The organism is Campylobacter novaezeelandiae (assembly GCF_004323845.1).
GTDB lineage: Bacteria > Campylobacterota > Campylobacteria > Campylobacterales > Campylobacteraceae > Campylobacter_D > Campylobacter_D novaezeelandiae.
This window is the reverse complement of record NZ_QPGR01000007.1, coordinates 34,902-57,810: the sequence shown is the minus strand read 5'-3', so window position 1 is coordinate 57,810 and position 22,909 is coordinate 34,902. Positions and strand designations below refer to the sequence as shown.

Sequence of the window (22,909 nt, the reverse complement as noted above, 5' to 3'; positions counted from 1 at the left end):
GGCTTATAATGAAATACGCAATGATTTTTAACACTCAAAAATGTATAGGCTGCCAAGCTTGTACTATAGCTTGTCGTAGTGAAAATTCAGTTCCTGAAGGCCTTTATAGGCTTCAGGTTAAAATCAAGGGCCCTAAAGGTATTTTTCCTAATTTAGTTTTTGATTTAAAAAGACATTCTTGCCAGATGTGTGAAAATGCTCCTTGTGTTGCTTGTTGTCCTACAAAGGCTTCTTTTATAGATGAAAATGGTATTGTAGATATTGATGCAAATAAATGTGTGGGTTGTTTATATTGCATCGCAGCTTGTCCTTATAATGCAAGATTTTTGGATCCTAAGAGTAAAATTCCTAATAAATGTAATTTTTGTAAAGATACTCATTTAAAATTTTATGGAGAGCCTGCTTGTGTTAGGGTGTGCCCTTCAGATGCTTTAATTTTTGGAGACTTAGAAAATATCAATGATCCACTCTATAGTGTTTTAAGTAAAAAAAATTACATTAGATACAAAGAGTACCTTAAAACAAAACCAAAATTATTAATCATAGCTGCAAGTAAAGGAGAAATAAATTATGAATGAAATTTGGGGCATAGAAAATACAAATCAAATTTGGCATTGGCCAATAGCTATTTATTTATTTTTAGCAGGACTTTCTTCAAGTGCGCTTTTAACAGCTCTTAGTTTAAAATGGAGCAATGCAAAATCATATATCGCTTTTATTAAATCAGGCATTCTTATTTCTCCTATAGCAATTATTATAGGGCTAATTGTTCTCATTTTTGATCTTAGTAATCCTTTGAATTTTTATCAGCTTTTATTTCATTATAATTTAAAATCAGTTATGTCTATAGGAGTTTTGCTTTTACTTTTTTATACCCCAATTTGCGTGATATATGCTCTTGCTATTTATAAAGAGTTTTTACAAAAAACATTTTTTAGTTTTTTTATAAAAAGTTTTAAATTTATGTTTGATTTTTTAGAAGTAAAATTAATTTATATAGAAAGAATTCTCTTTATTTTGGGAGTTGGAGTTGGAGTTTATACAGGATTTTTACTTTCTGCTATAGAAAGTTTTCCTGTTTATAATAGTCCTATTTTGCCTGTTTTATTTTTAACAAGCGGTTTATCAAGTGGAATTGCAGCTTGTATATTTTTTGGAATTTTGTTTTTTAAAAAAGATCTTTTAGAGGAAAAATCTAAATATCTTTTAGCAGCAGATTTAAGGGTGATTCCTATTGAGTTGTTATTAATTTTTGCTCTTTTTATGGGACTTTATTTTCAAGGCAAAGGATATATTATTCCGATTATAAGTATAAATTTTAGTTTTTTAAGTTGTATTTTTTGGATAGGAGTAATTGGATGCGGTGTTGTAATTCCTAGTATTATTTCTATTACTGCTTTAAAAAATCACGCTTATAGATTAAATTTTATACTCTTAAATTCTTTTTGTGTAATGCTTGGAGTTTTAGCTTTGAGACTTTTTATATTGTATGCTGGGAATTTTTATGATTTAAACTAGTTAAATTTATTAATTTTTATATGAATATTAAATATTTTATTAGTTTAATTTATAGATTTTAGTTTCTTTTATACAAGAAATTGTAATTTTTATTTTTATCAATATTTGGAAAATTGGAACATTTCTTGCTTTGTTTTTGTATTAAGTTATAGATTAAAGGAATAATCGATGAGAATTTTGGCGTTTTTTTTATTCTTTATTGTTAGTGCTTTTGCGGTTCAAATTAAGGATATTGCCAACACCGTTGGAGTAAGAGACAACCAATTAATAGGTTATGGTTTAGTTGTTGGATTAAATGGAAGTGGAGATGGAACAAGTTCTAAATTTACTCTTCAATCCGTTTCAAATCTTTTGCAAGGTATGAATATAAAAGTTGATCCAAATGATATTAAATCAAAAAATACTGCAGCAGTTATGGTAACTGCAAAACTTCCTGCTTTTGCAAAAAGCGGAGATAAGCTTGATGTAACTGTTTCATCATTAGGAGATGCTAAATCTTTGCAAGGTGGAACTCTTTTGCTTACAGCTTTAAGAGGGATTGATGGAGAAATTTATGCCATAGCACAAGGTTCTTTATCTGTAGGAGGCTTAGCTCCAAGACCAGGAGGAGCAGGATCTCATTCCACTGCTGCTACTGTAATGGGAGGGGCTAATGTTGAAAGAGAAATTCCGCAAAATTTTAATGAAAGCAATAATTTAACTTTAAGCTTAAAAACGGCAGATTTTAAAACAGCTAATGATATAGAAAGAGTTTTAAATACTATTTTTGAAGAAAATGTTGCAAAGGCTGTTGATTCAAGAACAATAAAACTAAACAAACCAGAAGATCTTTCTAATGTAGAATTTATGGCTAGAGTTTTAGAACAAGATATTGCTTATACGCCACAAAATAAAGTTATCATTGATGAAAGAACTGGCACAGTGATTGCTGGAGTTGATGTAGAAGTTGAACCTATTTTAATTACTCATAAAGATATTACTATTAAAATTGATCCTAATAATTCTACTGCTTTAGCTGGTAATGAGATTGATATGAAAGATGGAGGAATTGTTGATCCTAATTCTAATACTTTAAGAATTAATAGTTCAAAAACAACTGTAGCAAATATAGCAAGAATGCTTAATAAGCTAGGTGCTAGTCCAAATGATATTATAGCCATTATGGAAAATTTAAAAAGAGCAGGTGCTATTAATGCTGATTTGGAGGTTATATAATGAAAATTGATAATTTCTTAAATACTTATAATATGTCAGGTCAAATTTATGATTTAAAAAAACCTTTTGAAGCTAGAGTAAAAGACAATGAAGTTATTGCAAAAACACATCAAGATCAAGCTTTAAAAGAGCAAACAGATGCTTTTGAAGCTTTTTTGGTTAAATCTGTACTTGATATTTCTTTAAAAAATCAAAATTCGCTTTTTGGAAAAGATGCAAGTGACGAGATTTATTCGTCTATGTATAATGATGCTATGAGTAAAGCTTTAAGTGGCGGACTTGGATTTTCTAAATTATTATACGATTTTTTAAAAGAAAGGAGTTAATTTTTTTTAGATTTATCCGATATGCCTTATAGGAAATTGTAAAATCCATTTTAATAAGGAAGGCAAAAATGATAAATCCAGTAAAACAAGGTTATCTTAGTAGCATTGCTGCTGTAGATACAAATAAATCAGATAAAAAAATAAAACTAGATAACACTCAAAAAACGGAAAATGAGAAAGTTGCAAAAATTGCTGAGCAGATTAAAAATGGAGAGTATAAGATAGATTTGAAAGCTACGGCAAGTGCAATTGCAGATTCTTTAATCTAATTTCTTTTCTCCTTTTTTGAGTAAAAAAAGGAGAAATAATGATAAAAAAACATTTAGATGAAGTCAATGCGATTTTAGAGGATTTAATTTCGCTTACTACTGAAGACATAGAAAATATTAAAGTTGCCAAACATGAAAGTGTTTCTTCAAGTGTAGAAGAAAAAAATAAATTAATATCTAAATTTAATCAAGCTAAAAAAGAACTAGATCAAGCTTTAATTACTCTTAATAATAGCTCTACAGCAGGATTATCTCAAGTGCTTGATGATGAAGATAAGCAAAAGCTTGATCAACTTAAAAATAATCTTCAAACCCTTTATGCAAAAAATAAAGAATATGCAAAATTTGTTTTAATTGTTAAAGATTTTTTAGATGGCTTACTTAATAAAATGTTTGATACAAATAATGGAACAAATAATGCTTATGGAGATAAAAAGACTACACCAGAATCATTTTTTAAAATAAATGTTTAAAGGGTTATAAATGGGTATTTTTTCTACATTACATACAGGAGTAACAGGACTAAAAGCAAGTGAAGTTCAAATTGCTACAACAAGTAATAATATTTCAAATGCTAATAGCACTTTTTATACTCGTCAAAGAGTTGTTCAAACAACAAATGGATTTTATACAACAGGAGGAGTGCAAGTTGGCACTGGAACGAGTGTTGATAGCATCATTCGTTTGCATGATGAGTATTCTTATTATAAGTTAAAAAATGCTTCAACGCAACTTGAATATACAAAATATTTAGGAGACACATTAAAAGAAGTGTCTCAAAGATTTCCAGATCTTCAATCAACTGGAATTTTAAAAGATTTAGAAAATTATAATAAAGCTTGGAATGATTTTGCTTCAAATCCTAATGAAAATGCGACAAAAGTAGCTCTTGTTAAAGCTACTCAAACCCTAACAGAAAGCTTAAATAATACTTTTTCTACTTTAGGAAAAATGCAACAAAAAGTTAATGATGATATCAAATCAACAGTTGATGAGATTAATCGTATTGGTGAAGAAATTGCAACAATTAATAAGCAAATTTATGGACAAGAAGCTTTAACTACAGAACATGCTAATGAATTAAGAGATAGAAGAGATGAGTTAGAATTGACTCTTTCAAAATTAGTAGATAGTGTTGCTTCTAAAAACCCAATTGATCAAAATAGCCGTTTTGATCAAACTATTACAGATCCCGGTCATCAATATAATCTTAGTATAGAAGGTTTTACTATAGTCGATGGAATCAATTTTCATCCTTTAAAGCTTGATTATGATGATAAAAATAAATCTTATAGCATTTATTATGAAACAGCAGATGAAAAAATTCGTGATTTAACTGGAAAAATTAAAGGAGGGCAGCTTGGAGCACAACTTGATCTTCGCGGTAGAGATTATAATAAATTAGAAGGAAAGTATGAAAATGGAATCCTTCAGGGTTATATGGATTCTTTGGATACTTTTGCAAAAACTTTAATTAATGAAACAAATAATTTATATGCAAGTTCTGCAAAAAATTCAATGACTTCTGATTATATTAATGGTCTGCAGTCTAATATACCTTTAATGAATTATGATAGAACTATACAACCTGGAAGTTTTGATATTGTTATTTACGATGAAAAGGGAGATAAACAAGCTACAAAAACTATTACTATAGATGTTAATACTACTATGGAGGATTTGGTAAGGCAGATTAATTTTAACTCCGATGATAATGGCGATCATAACAGCCAAAATGATGTAGATGATTTTATCAATGCAAGTTTTAGCTATGATCCAAAAAGTAATAGTGGTTTATTTCAAATCAATGCAAAAAGTGGTTTTAAAGTTGCTATTGAAGATAAAGGAACCAATTTTGCAGGGGCTTTTAGCATAGGAGGATTTTTTAGTGGAAATAATGCAGGGAATATTTCTGTTAAAGATAGTATACTAAGTGATCCTAGCACCTTAAGAGCAAGTTTAAGTGGCGTAGATAGTGGTAATGATATGGCAAATAAGATTATCCAACTTCAATACGATAAAGTAAATTTCTATAATGATGATGGCACTATTGATAAGCTTACTTTGGAAGAATATTATAGAAAATTTACAGGAAAGATTGCAAGCGATGGAGAAAACAATGAAGTTATTCTTGCAAGTAATACCACTTTATACAACTCTGTTTATACAGAATATCAGTCCAAAAGTGGTGTAAATACCAATGAAGAATTAGCAGCTTTGATACAATATCAATCAAGTTATGGAGCCGCAGCAAAAATTGTTAGCACTGTTGATCAAATGCTTGATACTTTATTAGGACTTAAATCTTAGAAAATAGTTTTGAAATTTGACTTTTTGTCAAATTTCTTCTTAGTTTTTGAAATTTCTTATATGTATTGATTTTGTATTAAGTTAAAGTAAATAGAAGGTTTTAATGCAAAATTTAAATAATCTTAAAATAAAATTAGATAATTTAGCGAAAGAAAAAAATAATCTTGAGTCTTTGTTTAATGCTCCCGATCCTCTTCAAATTGCTAAAATACATAATGATGAATTTATATCATTAATCTGTGCTCTTTTTGCTTATGGAAATGCAAAAAATATACTTAATTTTTTAAAAAAGCTTGATTTTAATTTAATTAATTCAAGCGAGGAACAAATTAATAAAAAATGTAAAAAATTAAAATATCGTTTTCAAAATGAACAAGATATTACTCAGATTTTTATTACTTTTAGAAGATTAAAACAAGAAATTTCCCTTAAAGAATTATTTACTAGTGCTTATCAAAAAGAAGGGAATATTTTAGACGCTATTTTAATTTTTATGCAAAAAATAAAAACATTAAACAATTATGAAAGCTATGGATATAATTTTTTCTTTTCTAAAATTTTTGAAAATATTCCAAAATCCCCATTAAAACGTTATAATATGTTTTTAAGATGGATGGTAAGAAAAGATAATCTTGATATGGGACTTTTTGATAAAATTCATACTAAAGACCTATTAATGCCTTTAGATATACATACTTTTAAAACCTCTATAGCTTTAGGACTTGTTAAGCGCAAAGTGTATGACTTTAAAAGCGTGTTAGAATTAACAAATAAACTCAAAGAATTTGATTTTTATGATCCTGTAAAATATGATTTTGCTCTTTATAGATTGGGGCAGAGTAAGGAGATTTTAAAACATGGGACTTGAGAACTTTGATGTAATTTATTATTTTGTGCTTTTGTTTGTTGCTATTTTTGCAGGATTTATTGATTCTATTGTAGGAGGAGGTGGTCTTATAACTATACCCGCTCTTTTAGCCTGTGGGGTTTCACCGCATTTGGCTATAGCAACTAATAAACTTCAAAGTGTTTTTGGATCTTTGACCGCTGCTTTTACTTACTATAAATCAACAACTTTGCCTCATTTAATTTGGGGAGTTTTTTTTACAGCTATTGGAGCGGCTATTGGAAGCTATGGTGTTTTATTTGTTGAAGATGATTCTTTAAAAATTATAATATTAATATGTTTAACTTTTACCTTTTTATATATTGCATTTAAACCTAATTTTGGAAAAGAAGAAAGCAAAGCAAAGATTAAAAATATTAAAATTTTTCATATTATTTGTGGGTTAACTTTGGGTTTTTACGATGGTTTTTTAGGGCCAGGAACTGGATCTTTTTGGATTTTCGTTTGTGTTTTTTTATTGGGTTTTAGTATGAAACAAGCTAGTATTAATACTAAAATTTTAAATTTTTCTAGCAATATTGTCGCCCTTTTTATTTTTATTTGGCAGTATAAAATTTTATGGGATATAGGTCTTTTAATGGGTTTTGGGCAAATTATAGGTGCATTTTTAGGTTCAAAACTTGTTTTAAAGACTAAGGGTCATTTTATAAAAATTTTATTTTTAATTGTTGTTGCCTTAACAATTATAAAAGTATCTTGGGATTATTTTATAAAATAAAGGAAAATTTATGCATAAGATTATTTTTTTGATTATTTTTTCTTCTTTGCTTTTTGCAAAAGATTTTATAAATTTCGATCAAAATATTTCTAAAGAGCAACAAATAAATAAAAAAAAGATAGTTAAAATTCCAACTCATTAAGGATATGGATTTGGAGCTTTTACATTTTTTTCAATATAAACAAGGTTATCGTTACAATAGCGATTCTTTATTGCTTGCAGATTTTATATTAAAAGAGGGTATAAAATCTGAAGTTTTAGATGTTGGGAGTGGTTGTGGAATTATAGGGATATTATTAAAAAAAAATATTTCTAGTTTAGATTTAAATTTGTTGGATATTCAAGAGGAAAATATAAAACTTATTAAAAAAAATTTAGAATACAATTCTTTAGAGGCTAAAGTATTTTGTGAGGATTTTAAAAATTTTAATCCTTTGAAAAAATTTGACTTTATTGTAAGTAATCCTCCTTTTTATAGACAGGGGGCACAACTTGGCAATGATTCTCATAAAAATATAAGTAAATTTAGAGAATTTTTACCTTTAGAAATTTTCATAGAAAAATCTTATCGTTTATTAAAACCTCGAGGAATTTTGTATTTTTGCTATGAGAGTATGGCTTTAAGCGAAATTTGTGCTTTATTAGAGAAAAATAATATAAAAATTATTAAAATTTGTTTTGTTTATAAAGATATAAAATCAAAATCAAGATTAGTTTTGATTAAAGCAAGAAAAGGAGTAAAAAGTTCTTGTGAAATTGTAGCTCCTTTTTTAATGTATGAAAATAATCATTTGAGTGATAAAATGAATGAAATTTGCTTAAGATTTGGGATAAAAAGTTATGATATATGAAAAGGATTTTCCTTATGCTTTTGATGAGAATGCTTGTGCTAAATGCGGGGGAAAATGTTGCACTGGAGAAAGCGGTAATATTTTTATAAACAATGAAGAAATAAATCTTCTTAGTGATTATTTAAAACTAGATAAGAAGCAATTTATGGAACAGTTTATAAAAAAAGTTGGCTTAAGGTATAGCTTAAAAGAGGTTGAATTTGAACAAGGATATGCTTGTGTTTTTTTTGATCAAATAAAAAGAAATTGTAGTATTTATGAATTAAGACCTAAACAATGCAAGACATTTCCATTTTGGAAATATTTTAAATATCATAAAGAGGAATTACAAAAAGAATGTATAGGAATTTATTATTTATCTTAATAACTATTTTTTTAACAGCTTGTGCAAATAAAAATCAAGTAATTTTTAAAGACCACAAAGAGCAACAAAGCAATAAACTTGATGCACAAATTCTTAGTGCTTTAAATTATGAATATTTTAACAATTATAAAAAATCCAGAGATATTTTTTTGGAACTTTTTAGAGAATATAAAGATGTTGTTTTTTTGCAAAATGCATATTTTTTAACATTAGCCAATAATTTAGATGATATTAAAGAGATTGATAATATAGCTAGTGCTTATGTAGATGAAAATGATAATCTTAAAAGACTCAGTGCTTTTTATGCGTTAAAAAGCTTAGAGCTTAATAGGGCACAAAAACTAATCAAAGAACTTTTAGCTAAAAATTCTAATGATCCTAGAAATTTAGAACTTTATGGCGATTTATTTATGCAAAAAAAAGATTTTATTAATGCTTTAAAATATTATAAATTAGCCTATGAGCAAAATCCAACAGAGGATTTTTTATTTAAAATTATTAGTTCTTATGCGATTTTAAATGATACTAAAAGTATTAAAAAATTGCTTGAAAAATGGCGCCAAAAAAATGGTTGCACACTAAGATCTTGTGTTATATTGGCTAAAATTTATAATGATGAAAAACAATTTGATTTACTTGAAAGCGTTTATATAGATCTTTATAGATTAAGCAATAATAAAAGCTTTATTTATTCTTTGATTGATGTTTTAAATAAAGAACAAAAAAAACAAAAAGCTTTAGATTTAGCTATAGAGTATGATTTAGATGATAATATTAAAATTTTTTTATATCAAGATCTTAAAAAATTTAATGAAGCTAAAAATTTAAGCTTGAAAATATATGAACAAAGTGGAAATAAAGAATATCTTATGCGTGCTGCTATTTTTGAATTTGAACAGGCAAATTTGGATAAAAAAATAACTCCGAGTTTAATTTTATCTGTGGCAAAAAAATTTGAAAAAGGAGTAGATGGTAATAGCAATGCTTTATATTTAAATTATTATGGATATTTATTAATTGATTATGATTTAGATATTAAAAAAGGAATGCATTTGGTTGAACTTGCTTTAGAAAAAGAGCCAAACAATTTATATTATATTGATTCGCTTGCTTGGGGTTATTATAAATTAAAAGATTGTAAAAAGGCATGGGAACTTTTAGAACAAACCTTTTCCGATAAAGAATTTTCAAATTCAAAAGAAAGCAAAGAACATCTTAAAGCGATTAAAGAATGTTTAAAATAACAAATGAGCAAATAAAACAAAGCAAAATAGAGCTTGAAAAAAGAAAGAAAATTTTTTCCTATGATATGTTAGGAAGATCTTTATCTTCAAATCCTTTTTTTCCAAAAGAAGTAAAAAAGAATCTTCAAAGAATAAATGGTGAAATAAAATTTATATCCATTATAAAAGAAGAAAAAGAAGAAAAACTTTTAAATCAAGCTTTAAATTTAGAAAAAGATGAGACTAATTGTGCATTGTGTATTGAGTTGCAACCTCAAGATATTCAAAATTTAAGTTTAATAAGACGTTATATTAAGCTACCTTTGCTCAATAAACAATTTATTTTTGATCAATATCAAATTCTTGAATCTTTGGTTTATGGAGCAGATTTTATTTTACTTTATGCTAAATTTTTAAATTTAAAAGAACTTAAAAGCTTGCTTGAATTTACAAGATATTTAGGGCTTGAAGCTTTGGTTTTAATTAGCGATAAAGAAGATTTAAGCAAAGCTATTTTTGCTGGAGCAGATATTTTAGGAATTTATTTTTTACAAACTTTTGATGAAATATCTTATAAAAAAATGATTTCTTTAATCCCTAACTCTAAAATTATTTTAGCCTGTAATAATATAGAAAAAAATGAAATTAAAAAATATCAAAATTTAGGAATTGATGTTTTTTGTAAGGATAAATAATGCAGTATTTATATGCACCTTGGCGCGAGGAATATTTTAATCACAAAGAGCAAACTTGTGTTTTTTGTAATTGTGCGAATAAAGTAAAAAGTGATGAAGAATTAGGGGTTATTTTTAGAGCAAAGTATTGTTTTGGCGTGATGAATGCTTATCCTTATTCTGTGGGTCATTTTATGGTTGTTCCTTATATTCATGAAGAGCATATAGAAAATTTAAAAAATGAAATTTGGCAAGAAATGAGTGATTATGTAAGACTTGGGGTAAAAATTTTAAAGCAAGAATTAAATGCTAGTGGGATTAATATAGGTATGAATTTAAGTAAAGATGCTGGAGCTGGGATCGCAATGCATTGTCATTATCACCTTGTGCCACGTTGGAGTGGGGATACTAATTTTATTACAACAATAGGAAAAACTAGAGTTTATGGAAGTGATATTAAAGAAAATTATAAAAAATTACTAATAGCTTTTAATAATGTTTCAAGAGTTTGAATTTCAAGAGTTTGATAAACAAAATTTTGATTGTTTGATTGATGCAAGAAGCCCTAGAGAATTTAAATATTCTCATATTTCTCAAGCTAAAAATTTTTATGCATTAAATGATAATGAATTTGAAGAAATAGGTATTTTATATTCAAAAAATCAATCCTTGGCTAAAATTAAAGGCGCAAGTTATATTTGTAATAATATGGCAAAACATATTTTAGAGCTTTATAAAGAATTTCCATTAAAATCTCTTATTGGAATTTATTGTTCTAGAGGAGGAATGCGCTCTAAGAGTGTTGGTATTATTTTATCAGAGCTTGGTTATCGTGTAATTAGATTAAAGGGTGGTTATAAAGCTTATAGAGCGTGTTTAAATGATTATTTTTCTAAGCAGTTGAATTTTAAACTTTTAGCACTTTGTGGTAACACAGGAAGTGGGAAAACAGAACTTTTAGAATTATTACCTCAAAGTATCAATCTTGAAAAACTAGCAAATCATTTAGGATCAGCTTTTGGATCGATTTTAGGAGATCAACCAAATCAGAAATTTTTTGAAACTAAACTTTTTGAAAATTTTAAAAATATTAAAAATTTAGCTTTTATAGAACTTGAAAGTAGAAGGATAGGAGATATTGTTTTGCCTTTAAATTTATATGAGGCAATGCAAAACTCTTTTAAAATTTATTGCTTTTGTTCTTTAGAGAATCGTATTTTAAGAATAGAAAAATTTTATAAGACAAAAATAACGCCTTTAAAATTTAAAAAAGCTGTAGAAAAAATTACACCTTATATCAGTACAAATTTTCGTCTTGATTTATTAAATTCTTATAATAGAGGTGACTTAAGAAGAGTTATTACTATGCTTTTGCAATACTATGATAAAGTTTATAAAAAACCTAAAAATATCGATTTTGTGTTAAACACAGATGATATTATGCAAGCAAAAGAGAATCTTTTAAATTTATTTAATTTAAAAGATTCTTTAAATTTAAAGCCCTAATGCAAATTTAAAAATAATAAAAACAATAGCTGCTATAAGCCCTGCAGCAGGTAAAGTAATTACCCAAGCTAAACCTATAGGTTTCATAAGAGACCAATTTGCATTTTTGTTATAAAGGCCTATGCCTAAAATAGCTCCTATTAAAATATGAGTTGAGCTCACAGGAATTCCAAGTCCAGTGGCCAAAAGTATAACTAGACTCGCACCAAGTTCTGCACTAAATCCTGTTGTTGGCTTAATCTTTGTAAGTTTAGAACCAACTGTTCTTATTACTTCTTTTCCTAAGAACCAAAGTCCTATAACTAAAGCTATACCAAACATACAAAGAGCAGCAAAAGGAACTGGTGAGTTGGCGTTTATTGCGTTATTTTTTAAGACATCTAAAATTGCAGCAAAAGGTCCAATAGCATTTGCTATATCGTTTGCGCCATGCGAAAAAGCAAAACTTGAAGCAGTAAAAATCTGAAGCCACGCAAAGATTCTATTAGTTGTTTTATTTAGCTCAGTTTTTCTAACAATTTTGACAATAGCAAAAGTAACAATATATCCAACTATGCCTAATATCCCTATAATCCATACATTTTGCAAAATATCTAATGTGCTAACATTATTTAAACCTTTAAACAAGAACATGGCAGAGATAATAATAGCACTTAAGCAACCTATTACCGGCATGTGGGTTTTTAAAACAGAAAAAATATCAATAGCTTTTTCTCTTTCTTTGAAGTCTTTAATTTGATTTTTATAAAAACTCTTTTCTTTATCTTCATCATCTAGAACAATTAAACTTAATTCTTTAATTTGTTCATTTTGAGGTTTATTTTTAAGAGCTTGAAAATATTCTTCTTTAAATTTTTTCTTTTCCTTTTTGATATTTTTAACTTGTTCGTTTAAATTTTTAGAAGGTTTAAGAATTTTTTTATCTATATAACTAAAGATACCATAAGCTACTAAACCACCTAAAAGCGGGGAGATAACCCAACTAATAACAATTTTTAGAATTCCACTCCATTTAACCATAGAAAGAGTTTGTTCGCCATCAAAATATATCATTCCCATCATAATGCTAGCACCTACAATTCCACCTATAATACTATGTGTTGTAGAGACAGGAAGTCCTCTTTTTGTAGCTATAAAAATCCAAGTTCCAGAGCTAATAAGAGCTGCTAACATAATGGCTACAAAAAGCATAGGATTTAAATCTTGTGAGAAATTTACTATATTAGAACGAATGGTTTTTGTGACTTCTCCACCTGCAAAAATAGCTCCGCTTAATTCAAAAATAGCGGCTATTATAAGAGCTTGTTTTATGGTGATAGTTTTTGCACCAACACTTGTGCCAAAAGAATTGGCTACATCATTTCCGCCAATATTAAAAGCCATAAAAATTCCAAAAATACTCGCAAGAGTAAAGAGTATTAGATGATCATTAGAGATATAATAGCTTCCCCAAATAAAAAAGACAACAATACTAACAATAAATATGCCAGAGGCAATAATATTATCCTTTTTCAAACATAATTCCTTAACATTAAATTGCGATCGCAGGTGAAGTTTAGCAAATTTTTCTTATTTTACTTTTAATTTGTTTTATTTTTTTATAATGTTTTTTATTTTATTTTGGATAGTAATGAAAAAAATATTTTTAATTCTAATAATATGCATTATAAACGTTTTAGCAGAATCTAATATACATAGTCAATGGAAAAAATTTGATTTTAATATTTCTCAAAAAAAAATTAAAACACCAGAATATAATGTAAATTTTAAGGATTCTTTTAATTCTTTATTGTCTAATTTTTTGGAAAATAAAAATGGTATTGATAAAACTTGGGGTGATTTAAATTTTAACGATGAAAACTTAGCAATTAAAAATTTAAATTCTTTATACGAATATAAAAACGTTTCTTTATTGTTTCAAAAAGAATTATATATGAGCGAAGATAATTATAATTATTCAGGTGGACTGATCAATCGTTATAAGCAGGATAATTTTTTAATTGGCATTAATAGTTTTATTGATAGAAAAAAAGATCAAAAAGATGTTAGTTTTGGAGGAGAAATTGGATATGGTAATTTTTTAAAAGCTTATACAAATTATTATTATTTTGATCAAATAAGACGCAATATCCAGCTTGGTGTAAGTTTTACAATTCCAAATTATGATTATTTTTATTTTGATATTAATAAAAATGAAGAAAATGTTGATTATAAAATATCTTATTCTCCTTATAGCATTTTTAATTTAAATTTTATTTTTAGAGAATTAGATCAAAATGAAGATAAAATTTTACAATTAGGTTTTAAAATCGATTTAAATAAAAGTTTTTTAAAACAGCTTAAAAAAAATAACAATATTTTTGAGGAAGTTCAGCGTTATGACTTCCTCAAAAGATAATTAATACATCCCAGCATTGCGAAATTCTTCAGGATGATCTAGGGCGTATTTAAATTTTTCTCTATCAATTTGTTTATCCCATATGCTTACAATTAAGGCTGCGACACTATTTCCGCAAAGATTGCCTACAGCTCTCATTTCTGACATAAATTTATCAACTCCAAGCAAAATTCCTATAGCAGCCACAGGTAAAACTTCAGCCAAAGTTCCACCAAGTCCATTATTTGCTTCTGGAATTTGCATACCTCCTAGTGCCGCTAAAGTACTTCCAAGAACTATAAATCCAGAGCCAGTAACACCAACAGCTCCTTTAGATGCTATCATCAAAACAATTAAAATGCTAATTTCGTGACCTAAAGAAAGGTTTACATTAAAAGCTTGCGCTAAGAAAATTAAACTCATTGCTAAATAAATATTTGTACAATCTAGATTAAAACTGTATCCTGTTGGTAGCACAAGCCCAACTGTTGTTTTCGATAATCCTGCTTTTTCTAATTTTCTCATCAAAGGAGCAAGGGCTGATTCGCTTGAGCTTGTAGCAAAAACGATTAAAACTTCCCTAGAAATAAAACGCATAAATTTAAAAATATTTACTTTTGCTAAGTAACAAATAATGCCTAAAATAACAAAAATAAAGATAAGACAAGAAATGAGCATCACAAAAAGTAGATAGCCAAGATTAATTAAAGATTCAATACCATATTGTGCAATTAATAAAGCCATAGCAGAAAATGCTGCAATGGGACTAAAATACATTACAATTTGTAAGATCTTAAATACAAAATTTTGAGCAATTTCAAATGTTTTTTGTATCACTTGTTTGTCTTCTTGTTTCATTAAAGAAATAATTAAAGCTGTAATAATAGCGATAATAAGAACTTGTAAGGTTTTTCCTTCTGTAAAAGGACTAATAACATCTGTTGGAATTGCATCTTTTAAAATATGCATAATTTCTGATTTAGCGCTAATTTCTTGAGTTTGATTGATGTATTTTTCAACTTTAGTTAGATCAAGTGTTTTTGGATCAAGATTCATTCCAGATCCTGGTTGCATTACATTGGCCATAAAAATTCCAATAGCTAAAGCCAAGGTGCTTACTATTTCAAAATAAAGAACAGATTTAACCCCAATGCTACCCAGTTTTTTAAGATTTTCAAGACTGATAATACCTAGTACAATAGTAATAAATATAATAGGTCCAATTAGGATTTTTAAAGTTTTAATAAAATATTCTACCCCGCCTTTGCTAGCAAAGGCTAAATCTTTATTAAAATATCCAAGTATAATTCCCCCAATAATACCAATAATAACCCAAAAACCAAGACTTTTTATTAAAGATTTAAAAAAAGGTGGTTTTCTTTTTATCAAAGTTTGACTCAAAGTTTCCAAATTAAACTCCTTTATTAAGCTTAAAAAAGTTTAACAAAAAAATAAATATATAAGTATTATTTTTTTATTTTAAAATAAAATCCTTTTTAAATGTTACTTATTTTCTCAAAAATGATTATTTACTTTTATGGAAAATATTTAATTTTTGTTTTACTTAAACACGATATAATTAACAAAAAAATATATAGGTGGATGTATGAAAGAGATTTTTCTAACAAAAGATGCTTTAATTACTTCTAAGACAGATCTTAAGGGAAATATTATTTATGCAAATGATGATTTTTCCAAATATGCTGGTTATGAAACTAAAGAGTTTTTAGGAAAACCTCATAATATTGTAAGACATCAAGATATGCCCAAAACCGTTTTTAAATGTTTATGGGATACCATACAAAAAGGAGAAGAAATCTTTGCATTTGTAAAAAATAAATCAAAAAACGGAGATTATTATTGGGTTTTTGCAAATGTTACTCCATCGTTTGATTCTAATGGAAAAATAATTAATTATTATTCAGTTAGAAGAGCTCCAAACCGTAAGGCCTTGCCTATTATCGAAAGTGTTTATAATACCATTTTAGAAAAAGAAAAACAAGGTGGTATTAAGGCTGGATTAGAAGCTTTAATAGAAATCGTTTCATCTTATAATGTTACTTATAATCAACTTGTTTTTGATCTGCAAGAAAATCTTAAATAATTAAGATAAAATTAATCTTGTTTTTAATATAATTAGCCTTTTAAAAAATTATAAACTGATTTAAGTTTAAATACTTAAAACTATACATCAAAAGTATCTAAAATAAATTTATTGATTTAATTAGTATGTGGGAGGGAATATAGATTAAAATGGTGAATTTATTTTTATTTTCTATTTTGTTAATTGTATTAGGGATTTTAGGGACGTTTATAAGCAGTAGTTTTGTAGCTATTCCTATTTTAATTTTGGCTTTAGGATTACTCGTTTACATGTTATTGTGCTACAAAGATGAACAAACTATGATTGATAAGCTATTTCAGCTTTCTTCAGAACTTAAAGATGGTAATTTTGATGGTAGAATCGTTTATATAAATACAAAAAGTAAAAAACTAGGTAGCATTGCTGATAATATTAATAATACTATAGATAATTTAGAAGCTTATCTAAGAGAAATTAATACTGCTATTGCTTGTTCACAAAAAGGAGAATTTTATAGAAAAGCTCTTCCTGAAGGTTTAAAAGGTACTTTTGCTTATAATATAGAATTTATTAATAAAGTTTTATCAAGTATAGAAACTACTTCTAAATCAGCATATAAAAATGCCTTGTCAAAAACTTTAATGGATTTAAGTTTAACTAATCAAAATAAAGACATGTCTGAAATTTCTTCTTCTTTAAATCAAGATATAAATATCATGAAAAATGTTTATGATATGGTTGATTTTATTACACAAACTGCAACACAAAATGGCTCTGAAGTAAATTCATTGCAAAATGCTATGAGTTCTTTAATGGAAGTAGTAAATTCAAGCAAAGAGACTGTTCAAACTTTCGTAGCTAATTCTCAAAATATCACTTCTGTTGTAGAAGTTATTAGAGATATCGCAGATCAAACTAATTTATTAGCACTAAACGCAGCAATAGAGGCTGCAAGGGCTGGAGAACATGGGCGTGGTTTTGCTGTTGTTGCTGATGAGGTTAGAAAATTAGCTGAGAGAACTCAAAGATCTACAAGTGAAATTTCAATTGCTATACAAACAATGCAGCAGGATTTTACAAATATCCAATCAGGTAGCGAACAAGTATTTGGTATTGTAAGTGAGTCAGAAGAAAGAATTAGTAAATTTTCTCAGGCATTTAAAGGTCTTGAAGAAAATAGTTTATCTTTAGGAAAAGATTTTGCAGAATTTGCAAAAAGACTCATACTTTCAGCTGTTAAGATTGATCATATTTTATATAAATCAAATATTTATTTAAATCTTAATGGAACTCAAGAATTTAATCTTGAAAGTATTGATCCAATTTCAAATCTTTGCAATGATGATAGGGCTAAAGATGTCATTAGCGAGTGTATTAAGGAAAGTGAACTAAATCAAGGAAAAGAATATATAAAAGAGAATGCTCAAAAAGCAATAAAAGAATCAAATCTTGAGTATATTGATCAAGCAACATACAATGTAATTGTTAATGATGTTAAAAATTTAGAGCAAAGAAGTTTAGAAATATTAGAAAAATTGAAAGTATAGCTTAAAGAGGAAAAATAATGTCGAAAGAAATTTTTTTAACAAAATATTGTTTAATAACCTCAAAAACAGATTTGCAAGGAAGAATAGTTTATGCAAATGCTGACTTTTTAAAGTATGCCGGTTTTTCAATGAATGAAATTTTATATAAACCTCATAATATAGTTAGACATTCTTCCATGCCAAAAGCAGTTTTTAAACTTTTATGGGAGTATATGAAAGAAAAAAAAGAAATCTTTGCATTTGTAAAAAATAAATCAAAAAACGGAGATTATTATTGGGTTTTTGCAAATGTTACTCCATCGTTTGATTCTAGTGCAAATAAAATTATAGGATATTATTCCGTTCGTCGTCAACCTAATAAAAAGGCTGTTGATATAATTGAAAATTTTTATGATAAACTATTAAAAATTGAAGATACAGAGGGTATAAACGCAAGTTTAAAAACTTTGAATGAATTTTGTAAAAGTCAAAATAAAACTTATAATGAACTTATGTTTCATCTTCAAGAATCTTGAGTGAAATTTACTTAAGATTTTTATTTACCCAATTAATTTTTAGAGGTTAGCTATGTTTGATATTATTGTTATAGGCGGTGGACACGCTGGGATTGAAGCAAGTGCAGCGGCTTCTAGAATGGGTAAAAAAACTCTACTTTTAACTACTCTTATCGAACAAATTGGAGCAGCAAGTTGTAATCCTGCTATAGGAGGACTTGCCAAAGGGCATTTGGTAAAAGAACTTGATGCCATGGGCGGTTTAATGGGAGAGATTACTGATCAAACAGGAATACAATTTCGTATACTCAATGAAAGTAAAGGTGTAGCTGTTAGGGGTTCTAGAGCACAAATTGATATGGACGCTTATAGAATTTGTGCAAGAAATAAGCTTTTAAGTTTGGATAACTTAGATATTTCTCAAGAGCAAGTTATAGATTTAATGATTGAAAATGACCGAGTAGTTGGCGTTAAGACTAATTTAAATAATCAATATTTTTCTAAAAAAGTTATACTAACAACAGGAACTTTTTTAAATGGACTTATTCATATAGGAGAAAAAAAAATTGAAGCAGGAAGGGTAGGAGAGTATTCTTCAATAATGCTTGCAAATTCTTTAAAAAAAAATAATTTAAACATTGGAAGATTAAAAACTGGAACTTGTCCAAGAGTTGATGCTAAAAGTATTGATTTTAATCTTTTGGAAATTCAATATGGAGATCAGATTCCTAAAGCCTTTAGTTTCAGAACAAAAAATTTTAATCCTATTCAACTTCCTTGTTATATTGCAAGAACAAATTTAAATACACATGAAATTATAAAAAATAATTTTTATCGTGCTCCACTTTTTACTGGACAAATCGAGGGAATAGGGCCAAGATATTGTCCTTCTATAGAAGACAAAATCAACCGTTTTAGTGATAAAGAAAGTCATCATTTATTTATAGAACCGCAGACAAAAGCTGCAAATGAATATTATATTAACGGTTTTTCTACTTCTTTACCTTATGAAGTGCAAATTGCGATGTTAAGAAGCATAAAAGGTTTTGAAAATGCTAAAATAACACGTTTTGGTTATGCTATAGAATATGATTATATTGATCCAACAGAACTTTATCATACTTTGGAAACAAAAAAGATTAAAAATCTATATTGTGCTGGTCAAATTAATGGTACAACAGGTTATGAAGAAGCTGCAGCACAAGGTTTTATGGCCGGAGTAAATGCTGTTTTAGCCATTGATGAAAGAGAGCCTTTTGTTTTAGATAGAGATGAGGCTTATATAGGTGTTTTAATTGATGACTTGGTAACAAAAGGAACGAAAGAGCCTTATAGAATGTTTACTTCAAGAGCTGAATTTAGACTTTTGCTAAGAGAAGAAAATGCTATATTAAGACTTGGAAAATATGGTTTTAAATTTGGACTTTTAAGCCAACATGACTTTGATTTTATTGAAAATATTAATACTAATTTAAATAGGGGTTTAAATTTTTTACTTGAAAAAGAGCTTACTCCAAATAATGAAAATAATGAATTTTTAGCAAGTATAAATGAAGAACCTATTACTTCGGTATTAAATTGGCAAAAAATTGTTGCACGTTCAAGTTTTAATATAGAAAAACTTAAAAAAATAAATATGATTTTTGAAGATATGGATGAGTACTCTTTGCAAGAAATTTTAAGCGAAGCTAAGTATTATCATTATATTAAAATGCAAAAAGCGCAAATTAATAAAATGAGAAATTTAAATGAATTAAAAATTCCAAATGATTTTAATTTTAGAAATATTAGTGGTTTGAGTAATGAGGTAGTGGAAAAATTAGAAAAATTTAAACCCCAAACTCTTTTTGCAGCAAGCAAGATTAGCGGTATTACTCCTGCAGCTTTAGATATTTTGCATATTTATATTAAAATGAAAAAGAAATGATAAGAAAAATTACTGAGCACTTTGTATCGGTTTTAAGAAATCTTCATTAATTAAAATATCAATAACATCTTTAAACATAGGTAAAGCACTTTGTGCGGCATAATAAGTTTTAGTAGGATTTCTTACCAAAACTCCTATAGTATAACGATGATTTTCATCGTTAGCAAAACCAAAAAATGATGCATTATAACGGTTAGACGTATAACCTTGTCTTTCAGCAATTCTTGCAGTTCCTGTTTTTCCTCCTATGATTATTCCAGGTGTTATAGCTTTTCTTCCTGTTCCTTTTTCTATAACATCAATTAAAATATTTTGCATAGTTGTCGCTGCTTCATTTGAAAGAATTTTTTCTTTTTTAATTTCATCATCTAGACTATTAAAGCGTCCATTTTGATAAAATTTATCTGCAAGTTTTGGAGTAATATATATTCCATCATTATTAAAAACATTATAAGCTCCAAGGAGTTGCATAAATGTAGTTTTCAAGCCATATCCATAGCTTAAAACAGATTTTTCTATATCTCTTAATTTTTTAGGATTTGGAAGTTCTCCTTTTTGTTCGTAAGGTAAATCTATGCCACTTTTTTCTCCAAATTTAAAAACTCTAAGTCCAGAAATAATTTCTATATTATTTAATCTTTTAGCTATTTGAATCATTCCTATGTTTGAAGAATATCTAATGATTTCTTCTGTACTCATTTTATCTTTTTTATGATCATCGCTAATAATAAAACGTCCTAGTTTATATTTTCCTCCATAAGTATTAATAATTTCATCAAGTTTGATTTTGTTAAGTCTTAAAGCTGTTACAAAAATAAAGGGTTTGATAACAGAACCGGCTTCATAACCGTATTCTATAGCACTAGCATTTAAAACAGATAAATCTTTACTACGATTTTTAGGATTGTATCTTCTTGAACTAGCAAGAGCTAGGATTTTTCCTGTTTTACTTTCCATTACCCCAACAATAATTTCATTTGCTTTTAACTCTTCATTTCTTTGATCAATCGCTTTTTCTATATTTTTTTGAAGTTTTAATGAAATATTTAAATAAAGATCGCAACCATTAATTTTTTTTTGCTGTAAGGAGTTGGAATTTAGGATAATATTTCCTCCTATATCTTTAAGACCTTGGATTTTTTCATCTTGTAAAGGACTTAGGCATTCATCATAGTATTTTTCTAAACCCTTAACTCCTATATTTTTTAAAATATTATTATCTTTATCTAGAAAAGTTTTAGTATAGCCAATAGCAGGAGTTAAGGTATCTGCTGACATATAAATTCTATCTTCTCTATGCTCGATAATGCTTAAACCTCTAGTTTCAACACGATTATTATTAGTAAATGCTTTAAAAAATCCTTGTATGTATAATTTTTTGGCAAGTTCTTTTAGATAACTTGCTCTTTTTGAATCAAGATTTTGTAAAAGGACAAAATTATAACTTTTTTTCTTTCTATTTTGAATTCTTTTTTTAATATCAAGCATTTGTTCATTACTAGCTCCGCTATAAATTTGGAAAAGCTTTAAAAACAAATCAAATTTATCCTTATCAATGCTTCTAAGATCAATTTCAGCACGATAAACTTGACGTGATGATGCGATGGTGAAATTATCTTTTGTAATAATATTTCCTCTTAATGCGTGAGAGTATTGATCTTTTTCTGTGTTTGGTATATGGCGTTTCGAAGTTAAAAAAAAGGTAGAAACAAGAAAAATAATCATAAATAAAAGAGCCATGCAAAAAGCAAAAGCAACTTTTGATATTCTATTTTTTTTATTTTCTTGTATCAAAGCTTAAATTTGTGTTCTTGTGATTTCTTTATATGCATTAATAGCTTTATTTCTAACCTCAAGCATGAATTTCATGCTACTTTCAGCTTTAGTTATAGCAATTGCAGCTTGATGCAGATCTTTAACTTCCCCAGTTGCTATATCTGTCATAGCTGCTTCAGCTTCTTCTTGAGTTTTATTAAGACTTTTAATTTCATTTTTAAGAAGTTGTGAAAATTCATCTCCAATATTACTTGAATTTTTATTATTAGATAAATTGTTATTTGTAATTGTATTAAGTCTTAAATCATTAATATTATTCATTCTTAACCTTTAAGTAAATCAATAGCACTTTGTGCTATGGTTTTAGCACTTGTAAAAGCACTTACGTTTGCTTGATAAGCCCTAGTAGCTTCAATTAAATCGGCCATTTCAATAACTGGATTAACATTAGGATAAGCCACATATCCTTCTGCATTAGCATCTGGGTGTGATGGATCATATTTCATGCGAAAATCCTTGTCATCTCTTACAACTTTATCAACTACAACGCTCATAATAGCAGGTTTAGCATCTTTTGGAGAAGTCGGATCATTTAAAGGATTCTCATATTTTAAAAAATTATTATCTTTGTTAATTTGCTCATTTAATAATTTATCAAAATCCGTTGCTTTAAAAATAACCTCTCTTCTTCTATAAGGTCCACCTTCTGCGGTTCTGGTTGTATTTGCATTAGCTATATTTGAGCTAATTACATTCATTCTAAAGCGTTGAGCACTTAAACCATATCCACTTATATCAAAATCACTTAAGTATGCCATAATTTT

Annotated in this window: 26 protein-coding genes; 21 read left to right on the top strand and 5 right to left on the bottom strand. The window is 27.4% G+C overall.

Going from position 1 to position 22,909, the window contains the following annotated elements:
* Positions 1-5: 5 nt before the first annotated feature.
* From DU473_RS04660 to mnmH, 16 genes are all read left to right on the top strand, one after another.
* Complete coding sequence (locus DU473_RS04660) at positions 6-578, top strand: 4Fe-4S dicluster domain-containing protein (RefSeq protein ID WP_131165815.1); 573 nt, start codon at positions 6-8, stop codon at positions 576-578.
* On the top strand, positions 571-1,518 hold the full coding sequence (gene nrfD, locus DU473_RS04655; RefSeq protein WP_131165814.1) for an NrfD/PsrC family molybdoenzyme membrane anchor subunit: 948 nt from the start codon (positions 571-573) through the stop codon (positions 1,516-1,518). The genes DU473_RS04660 and nrfD overlap by 8 nt, the downstream gene beginning before the upstream one ends.
* Before the next feature lie 168 nt (positions 1,519-1,686).
* Positions 1,687-2,733 (top strand): flagellar basal body P-ring protein FlgI, encoded by a 1,047-nt coding sequence (locus DU473_RS04650; protein ID WP_131162899.1) that lies wholly within the window; start codon positions 1,687-1,689, stop codon positions 2,731-2,733.
* Entirely contained in the window at positions 2,733-3,059 is a 327-nt protein-coding gene (locus tag DU473_RS04645; RefSeq protein ID WP_131186618.1) for a rod-binding protein, read from the top strand. The genes DU473_RS04650 and DU473_RS04645 overlap by 1 nt, the downstream gene beginning before the upstream one ends.
* 68 nt (positions 3,060-3,127) lie before the next feature.
* On the top strand, positions 3,128-3,328 hold the full coding sequence (locus tag DU473_RS04640) for a flagellar biosynthesis anti-sigma factor FlgM (RefSeq protein ID WP_131162897.1): 201 nt from the start codon (positions 3,128-3,130) through the stop codon (positions 3,326-3,328).
* A 38-nt stretch (positions 3,329-3,366) separates the two neighbouring features.
* On the top strand, positions 3,367-3,801 hold the full coding sequence (locus DU473_RS04635) for a flagellar protein FlgN (RefSeq protein ID WP_131165811.1): 435 nt from the start codon (positions 3,367-3,369) through the stop codon (positions 3,799-3,801).
* A 10-nt stretch (positions 3,802-3,811) separates the two neighbouring features.
* Positions 3,812-5,638 carry a flagellar hook-associated protein FlgK gene (gene flgK, locus DU473_RS04630; protein ID WP_131162895.1) on the top strand — a complete coding sequence of 609 codons (1,827 nt, stop codon included), beginning with the start codon at positions 3,812-3,814 and terminating at the stop codon, positions 5,636-5,638.
* A gap of 103 nt (positions 5,639-5,741) precedes the next feature.
* Positions 5,742-6,506, top strand: a complete 765-nt coding sequence (locus DU473_RS04625) for a TIGR02757 family protein (RefSeq protein ID WP_131162894.1) — start codon at positions 5,742-5,744, stop codon at positions 6,504-6,506.
* Positions 6,496-7,263: a TSUP family transporter gene (locus DU473_RS04620; RefSeq protein WP_131162893.1), complete on the top strand. Its 768-nt coding sequence runs from the start codon at positions 6,496-6,498 to the stop codon at positions 7,261-7,263. The genes DU473_RS04625 and DU473_RS04620 overlap by 11 nt, the downstream gene beginning before the upstream one ends.
* A gap of 10 nt (positions 7,264-7,273) precedes the next feature.
* Entirely contained in the window at positions 7,274-7,405 is a 132-nt protein-coding gene (locus DU473_RS08455) for a hypothetical protein (protein WP_262867985.1), read from the top strand.
* Between the two features lie 10 nt (positions 7,406-7,415).
* Entirely contained in the window at positions 7,416-8,114 is a 699-nt protein-coding gene (locus DU473_RS04615) for a tRNA1(Val) (adenine(37)-N6)-methyltransferase (protein ID WP_424944978.1), read from the top strand.
* Positions 8,104-8,478, top strand: a complete 375-nt coding sequence (locus DU473_RS04610; protein ID WP_131162891.1) for a YkgJ family cysteine cluster protein — start codon at positions 8,104-8,106, stop codon at positions 8,476-8,478. The genes DU473_RS04615 and DU473_RS04610 overlap by 11 nt, the downstream gene beginning before the upstream one ends.
* Entirely contained in the window at positions 8,451-9,722 is a 1,272-nt protein-coding gene (locus tag DU473_RS04605) for a tetratricopeptide repeat protein (RefSeq protein ID WP_131186617.1), read from the top strand. The genes DU473_RS04610 and DU473_RS04605 overlap by 28 nt, the downstream gene beginning before the upstream one ends.
* Complete coding sequence (locus tag DU473_RS04600; protein WP_131162889.1) at positions 9,710-10,396, top strand: beta/alpha barrel domain-containing protein; 687 nt, start codon at positions 9,710-9,712, stop codon at positions 10,394-10,396. The genes DU473_RS04605 and DU473_RS04600 overlap by 13 nt, the downstream gene beginning before the upstream one ends.
* Positions 10,396-10,887 carry an HIT family protein gene (locus tag DU473_RS04595; RefSeq protein WP_131162888.1) on the top strand — a complete coding sequence of 164 codons (492 nt, stop codon included), beginning with the start codon at positions 10,396-10,398 and terminating at the stop codon, positions 10,885-10,887. Before DU473_RS04600 ends, DU473_RS04595 begins: the two co-directional genes overlap by 1 nt.
* Complete coding sequence (mnmH, locus tag DU473_RS04590; RefSeq protein WP_131162887.1) at positions 10,871-11,881, top strand: tRNA 2-selenouridine(34) synthase MnmH; 1,011 nt, start codon at positions 10,871-10,873, stop codon at positions 11,879-11,881. Before DU473_RS04595 ends, mnmH begins: the two co-directional genes overlap by 17 nt.
* Here the strand turns inward: mnmH and DU473_RS04585 are convergent.
* Positions 11,870-13,396, bottom strand: a complete 1,527-nt coding sequence (locus DU473_RS04585; RefSeq protein ID WP_131165808.1) for an inorganic phosphate transporter — start codon at positions 13,394-13,396, stop codon at positions 11,870-11,872. The two genes, mnmH and DU473_RS04585, sit on opposite strands and share 12 nt — an antisense overlap.
* Before the next feature lie 115 nt (positions 13,397-13,511).
* Here DU473_RS04585 and DU473_RS04580 point away from each other — a divergent pair, with 115 nt between their 5' ends.
* A complete protein-coding gene (locus DU473_RS04580) occupies positions 13,512-14,279 on the top strand; it encodes an inverse autotransporter beta domain-containing protein (protein WP_131165807.1) in 768 nt (255 codons plus the stop codon).
* On the opposite strand, the gene DU473_RS04575 is transcribed toward DU473_RS04580, so the two are convergent.
* Positions 14,280-15,668, bottom strand: coding sequence for a cation:dicarboxylate symporter family transporter (locus tag DU473_RS04575; protein ID WP_131165806.1), 1,389 nt, complete (start codon positions 15,666-15,668; stop codon positions 14,280-14,282).
* 196 nt (positions 15,669-15,864) lie between these two features.
* On the opposite strand from DU473_RS04575, the gene cetC reads away from it, so the two are divergent.
* From cetC to mnmG, 4 genes are all read left to right on the top strand, one after another.
* A complete protein-coding gene (cetC, locus tag DU473_RS04570; RefSeq protein ID WP_131186616.1) occupies positions 15,865-16,362 on the top strand; it encodes an energy taxis response protein CetC in 498 nt (165 codons plus the stop codon).
* Between the two features lie 269 nt (positions 16,363-16,631).
* On the top strand, positions 16,632-17,888 hold the full coding sequence (gene cetA / locus DU473_RS04565) for a bipartate energy taxis response protein CetA (RefSeq protein ID WP_411763200.1): 1,257 nt from the start codon (positions 16,632-16,634) through the stop codon (positions 17,886-17,888).
* 17 nt (positions 17,889-17,905) lie between these two features.
* Positions 17,906-18,403: a PAS domain-containing protein gene (locus DU473_RS04560; protein ID WP_131162881.1), complete on the top strand. Its 498-nt coding sequence runs from the start codon at positions 17,906-17,908 to the stop codon at positions 18,401-18,403.
* Between the two features lie 52 nt (positions 18,404-18,455).
* The gene (mnmG, locus tag DU473_RS04555; protein WP_131162880.1) at positions 18,456-20,309 is read left to right on the top strand and encodes a tRNA uridine-5-carboxymethylaminomethyl(34) synthesis enzyme MnmG; all 1,854 of its coding nucleotides are present in this window, start codon (positions 18,456-18,458) and stop codon (positions 20,307-20,309) included.
* Positions 20,310-20,318: 9 nt separating this feature from the next.
* On the opposite strand, the gene DU473_RS04550 is transcribed toward mnmG, so the two are convergent.
* Genes DU473_RS04550 through flgC form a run of 3 tightly spaced genes read right to left on the bottom strand, consistent with a single transcriptional unit; the run spans position 20,319 to position 22,903 of the window.
* On the bottom strand, positions 20,319-22,100 hold the full coding sequence (locus tag DU473_RS04550; protein WP_131162904.1) for a peptidoglycan D,D-transpeptidase FtsI family protein: 1,782 nt from the start codon (positions 22,098-22,100) through the stop codon (positions 20,319-20,321).
* 6 nt (positions 22,101-22,106) lie between these two features.
* Positions 22,107-22,406: a flagellar hook-basal body complex protein FliE gene (fliE, locus tag DU473_RS04545; RefSeq protein ID WP_131162879.1), complete on the bottom strand. Its 300-nt coding sequence runs from the start codon at positions 22,404-22,406 to the stop codon at positions 22,107-22,109.
* Between the two features lie 2 nt (positions 22,407-22,408).
* Positions 22,409-22,903: a flagellar basal body rod protein FlgC gene (gene flgC, locus DU473_RS04540; RefSeq protein ID WP_131162878.1), complete on the bottom strand. Its 495-nt coding sequence runs from the start codon at positions 22,901-22,903 to the stop codon at positions 22,409-22,411.
* Between the last annotated feature and the right edge of the window lie 6 nt (positions 22,904-22,909).

What these genes read in the sequence shown, in the direction of transcription:
- fliE (WP_131162879.1), bottom strand. Translation starts at nt 22,406, where the DNA reads ATGAATAATATTAATGATTTAAGACTTAATACAATTACAAATAACAAT.
- cetA (WP_411763200.1), top strand. Translation starts at nt 16,632, where the DNA reads ATGTTATTGTGCTACAAAGATGAACAAACTATGATTGATAAGCTATTT.
- DU473_RS04645 (WP_131186618.1), top strand. Translation starts at nt 2,733, where the DNA reads ATGAAAATTGATAATTTCTTAAATACTTATAATATGTCAGGTCAAATT.
- DU473_RS04650 (WP_131162899.1), top strand. Translation starts at nt 1,687, where the DNA reads ATGAGAATTTTGGCGTTTTTTTTATTCTTTATTGTTAGTGCTTTTGCG.
- DU473_RS04605 (WP_131186617.1), top strand. Translation starts at nt 8,451, where the DNA reads ATGTATAGGAATTTATTATTTATCTTAATAACTATTTTTTTAACAGCT.
- DU473_RS04640 (WP_131162897.1), top strand. Translation starts at nt 3,128, where the DNA reads ATGATAAATCCAGTAAAACAAGGTTATCTTAGTAGCATTGCTGCTGTA.
- DU473_RS04635 (WP_131165811.1), top strand. Translation starts at nt 3,367, where the DNA reads ATGATAAAAAAACATTTAGATGAAGTCAATGCGATTTTAGAGGATTTA.
- DU473_RS04625 (WP_131162894.1), top strand. Translation starts at nt 5,742, where the DNA reads ATGCAAAATTTAAATAATCTTAAAATAAAATTAGATAATTTAGCGAAA.
- nrfD (WP_131165814.1), top strand. Translation starts at nt 571, where the DNA reads ATGAATGAAATTTGGGGCATAGAAAATACAAATCAAATTTGGCATTGG.
- DU473_RS04600 (WP_131162889.1), top strand. Translation starts at nt 9,710, where the DNA reads ATGTTTAAAATAACAAATGAGCAAATAAAACAAAGCAAAATAGAGCTT.
- DU473_RS08455 (WP_262867985.1), top strand. Translation starts at nt 7,274, where the DNA reads ATGCATAAGATTATTTTTTTGATTATTTTTTCTTCTTTGCTTTTTGCA.
- DU473_RS04560 (WP_131162881.1), top strand. Translation starts at nt 17,906, where the DNA reads ATGTCGAAAGAAATTTTTTTAACAAAATATTGTTTAATAACCTCAAAA.
- flgK (WP_131162895.1), top strand. Translation starts at nt 3,812, where the DNA reads ATGGGTATTTTTTCTACATTACATACAGGAGTAACAGGACTAAAAGCA.
- cetC (WP_131186616.1), top strand. Translation starts at nt 15,865, where the DNA reads ATGAAAGAGATTTTTCTAACAAAAGATGCTTTAATTACTTCTAAGACA.
- DU473_RS04595 (WP_131162888.1), top strand. Translation starts at nt 10,396, where the DNA reads ATGCAGTATTTATATGCACCTTGGCGCGAGGAATATTTTAATCACAAA.
- DU473_RS04580 (WP_131165807.1), top strand. Translation starts at nt 13,512, where the DNA reads ATGAAAAAAATATTTTTAATTCTAATAATATGCATTATAAACGTTTTA.
- mnmH (WP_131162887.1), top strand. Translation starts at nt 10,871, where the DNA reads ATGTTTCAAGAGTTTGAATTTCAAGAGTTTGATAAACAAAATTTTGAT.
- mnmG (WP_131162880.1), top strand. Translation starts at nt 18,456, where the DNA reads ATGTTTGATATTATTGTTATAGGCGGTGGACACGCTGGGATTGAAGCA.
- DU473_RS04610 (WP_131162891.1), top strand. Translation starts at nt 8,104, where the DNA reads ATGATATATGAAAAGGATTTTCCTTATGCTTTTGATGAGAATGCTTGT.
- flgC (WP_131162878.1), bottom strand. Translation starts at nt 22,903, where the DNA reads ATGGCATACTTAAGTGATTTTGATATAAGTGGATATGGTTTAAGTGCT.
- DU473_RS04620 (WP_131162893.1), top strand. Translation starts at nt 6,496, where the DNA reads ATGGGACTTGAGAACTTTGATGTAATTTATTATTTTGTGCTTTTGTTT.